The organism is Acerihabitans sp., from assembly GCF_036398755.1.
In the GTDB taxonomy this organism is placed as follows: Bacteria; Pseudomonadota; Gammaproteobacteria; order Enterobacterales; family Enterobacteriaceae; genus Acerihabitans.
Genome location: NZ_DASWOM010000034.1, coordinates 1 through 3131, shown reverse-complemented (window position 1 = coordinate 3131; position 3131 = coordinate 1). Strand labels below are relative to the sequence as shown.

Sequence of the window (3131 nt, the reverse complement as noted above, 5' to 3'; positions counted from 1 at the left end):
GCGCGGCTGGCAACAGTTTGTGGCATGGTAAACTCCACCCGGAGCAAGGCCAAATAGGGGTTCACAAGGTACGGCCCGTACTGAACCCGGGTAGGCTGCTTGAGCCAGCGCGCGAGCGCTGGCCTAGATGAATGATTGTCCTCGACAGAACCCGGCTTACCGGTCAACTCTATTATCGCGTTAGCCCCATGCTTATTTATGGCATGGGGTTTTTTTTTGCCCGCCGACCTCAATTCCGCGCTTAATCCGCCAGATCAATCAATAAAGCCCGCAGCGGCGTTTGCGCCCGTAGCCTAACGCGGCGCTCATTGTGAATAAACGCGCCGTCGCCGCAGGTCAGCAGGGTGGGATTGGCCGCGCCGTCGGCGCTGTCGCCCTGGCTCGCGCCGCCGTGGCGAGGCGGGGGGGCCGTTTCGAGCGGGCTGTCGATGTTAATCGTCCCATGCACCGATTGCAGATAAGCACGCGACCCCTTTAATTCAAGCATCAGGCTTTGGCCGGCCTCAAGCCGCACATGATGCACCCAGGCCTGCTGGCGCAACTGCAGGCTGCCGTCTTCGCCGTCCGGCGAGGCCAGCAGCAGATGGGGCTGGTCGGACAGCGCCAGGCGCTGGACCCCGGCGTTTTCCCGCGACGGACAGGCATCCATCCACAGCTGCAGGCGGGTCAGCGGCGTCGAACCGATATTTTGTTCGCTGTAGGTAACGCCGGCCTGCGCCGCCAGCAGCAGGGCGTCGCCGGTGGCGACCTGGATATGGCGGCCCTCGCTGTCGCGGTATTCCGCCTGTCCCTGGAGGATCAGGTTCAGGATATCCACCGAGGGATAGGCGCGCGGCTGAAAGGCGGCGCCCACCGCCAGCACTTCCTGGTTCAGCACGCGCAGGGAGGCATAGCCGAGCATCTGCGGATCGAAAAAATGGCCGAAGGAAAAAGTATAACGCGCCTGGAGCCAGCCGTAGTCGGCATGGCCGCACTGTTTCGCCGTTCTGAAAGTAATCATGGCTCTGTCTGCTTATTCTGGATGGGTGGATTGCCCATTTTTTTGTATGTAGGGACGGATGGCGTGCATATCATAGCGCCTGGCGATATGGGGCCGCAGGCGTCAAAACTTTATTTTATAAATAGTAAGGGTATGGACGGCGGATTGTTAGCAAGTTAATCTGGTCAGTATATTCAAATTTCCTGAATGAGACCGGGCATGGCGAGAGAACGGGCATTAACGCTGGAAGCATTACGGGTGATGGACGCCATCGACCGCCGCGGCAGCTTTGCCGCGGCGGCGGATGAACTGGGCCGGGTGCCGTCGGCGTTGAGTTATACCATGCAAAAACTGGAAGAAGAGCTGGACGTGGTGCTGTTCGACCGCTCGGGGCATCGCACCAAGTTTACCAACGTCGGAAGGATGTTGCTGGAGCGCGGGCGGGTGTTGCTGGAAGCGGCGGATAAACTTACCACCGACGCCGAAGCGCTGGCGCGCGGCTGGGAAACCCATTTAACCGTGGTGACGGAAGCCCTGGTGCCGAGCGAAAAGCTGTACCCCTTAATCGAGAAGCTGGCGCGCAAGGCCAATACCCAGGTGTCGATTATTACCGAAGTGCTGGCCGGGGCCTGGGAGCGGCTGGAACAGGGGCGGGCCGATATCGTTATCGCGCCGGATATGCATTTTCGCACCTCGTCGGAAATCAACAGCCGTAAGCTGTATAAAATCCTCAATGTCTACGTGGCAAGCCCGGATCATCCCATTCACCAGGAACCGGAGCCGCTGTCCGAGTTGACCCGGGTAAAATACCGCGGCATCGCCATAGCCGACACCGCCCGCGAGCGGCCGGTGCTGACCGTGCAGCTTTTGGACAAGCAGCAACGCCTGACGCTAAGCTCCATGCAGGATAAGCACCGGGCGCTGCTGGCCGGCCTGGGCGTGGCCACCATGCCGTATCCGCTGGTGGCCGAGGACATTGCCGCCGGACGCCTGCGGGTCGTGGGTCCGGAATACAGCATGGAGAACGATATTATCATGGCCTGGCGCCGCGACAGCATGGGCGAGGCCAAATCCTGGTTTTTGCGTGAGATACCCAAATTGTTTGCCTGAGCGTCCCGCGTCGGTCAGCTTTCCTCCGCCGGGCCGAAACGATCGTCGCGGCCGTGCGGTTCGTCCAGATCCTCCTGCGGTCCGATGGAGATGATGCCGTGGGGATTGAGCGTGGCGTGGCTGCGGTAGTAATGGTTGCGGATATGGGCAAAATCCACCGTGTCGCTGATGCCGGGCATCTGGTAAATTTCGCGCAGGAAGCCCGAGAGGTTGAGATAATCGCCGATGCGGCGGCGATCGCATTTGAAATGGGTGACATAGACCGGATCAAAACGGATAAGCGTGGTCCAGAGGCGCAGGTCCGCCTCGGTCAGCCGGTCGCCGGTCAGGTAGCGATGGCGGCCCAGTATCTCCTCAAGCTTATCCAGCGCGGCGAATACCCCTTCCACCGCTTCATCATAGGCTTGCTGTGATGTGGCGAAGCCGGCTTTGTAGACGCCGTTGTTGACCTGGTCGTAGACCCAGCCGTTGATTTCATCAATCCGCGCGCGCAGATCCTTGGGGTAATAGTCGCCGGCGCGGGCGCCGACCCCATCGAAGGCGCTGTTGAACATGCGGATGATGTCCGCCGATTCATTGCTGACGATGGTCTTTTCAACCTTGTCCCATAGTACCGGTACCGTGGTGCGTCCGCTGTAGCGGGGGTCGGCCTCGAGATACAGCTGGTAGAGGTAGTTTTTGCCATAGAGCGGGTCGCCGGTGGCGGCGGGAAAATCGGTGGCGAAGGTCCAGCCGTTTTCCAGCATCAGGGGGTGGACCACGGACACCGGGATCAGGTTTTCCAGGCCCTTGAGCTTGCGCATCAGCAGGGTGCGGTGCGCCCAGGGGCAGGCCAGGGAGACATAGAGATGATAGCGGTGGTTGGCCGCGGCGAAACCGCCGCGTCCGTCGGGGCCGGCTTTGCCGTCGGCGGTTATCCAGTTACGGAACTGCGCTGCCGAGCGTTCGAAGTGCCCGCCGGTGGATTTGGTGTCGTACCAGCTGTTTTGCCATTTGCCTTCTACGAGCAGTCCCATATGCGGACTCCTTTTTGTCAGTGGAA

Annotated in this window: 2 protein-coding genes, 1 other RNA gene and 2 pseudogenes; 2 read left to right on the top strand and 3 right to left on the bottom strand. The window is 60.5% G+C overall.

Annotated features, from left to right (window positions below; all coding sequences use genetic code 11):
* An RNA gene (gene rnpB, locus VGC33_RS06075) (RNase P RNA component class A) lies at positions 1 to 175 on the top strand; the annotation flags it as partial.
* A 66-nt stretch (positions 176 to 241) separates the two neighbouring features.
* On the opposite strand, the pseudogene VGC33_RS23325 reads toward rnpB, so the two are convergent.
* Positions 242 to 343 (bottom strand): annotated as a pseudogene (locus tag VGC33_RS23325) (cupin domain-containing protein); the annotation flags it as partial.
* A gap of 89 nt (positions 344 to 432) precedes the next feature.
* Positions 433 to 1000, bottom strand: a pseudogene (locus tag VGC33_RS06070) (pirin family protein); the annotation flags it as partial.
* Positions 1001 to 1198: 198 nt separating this feature from the next.
* Here VGC33_RS06070 and VGC33_RS06065 point away from each other — a divergent pair.
* Positions 1199 to 2089 (top strand): LysR family transcriptional regulator, encoded by an 891-nt coding sequence (locus VGC33_RS06065; RefSeq protein ID WP_331119856.1) that lies wholly within the window; start codon positions 1199 to 1201, stop codon positions 2087 to 2089.
* A 14-nt stretch (positions 2090 to 2103) separates the two neighbouring features.
* On the opposite strand, the gene VGC33_RS06060 is transcribed toward VGC33_RS06065, so the two are convergent.
* Positions 2104 to 3105 (bottom strand): glutathione S-transferase family protein, encoded by a 1002-nt coding sequence (locus VGC33_RS06060; RefSeq protein ID WP_331119855.1) that lies wholly within the window; start codon positions 3103 to 3105, stop codon positions 2104 to 2106.
* Positions 3106 to 3131: the final 26 nt, after the last annotated feature.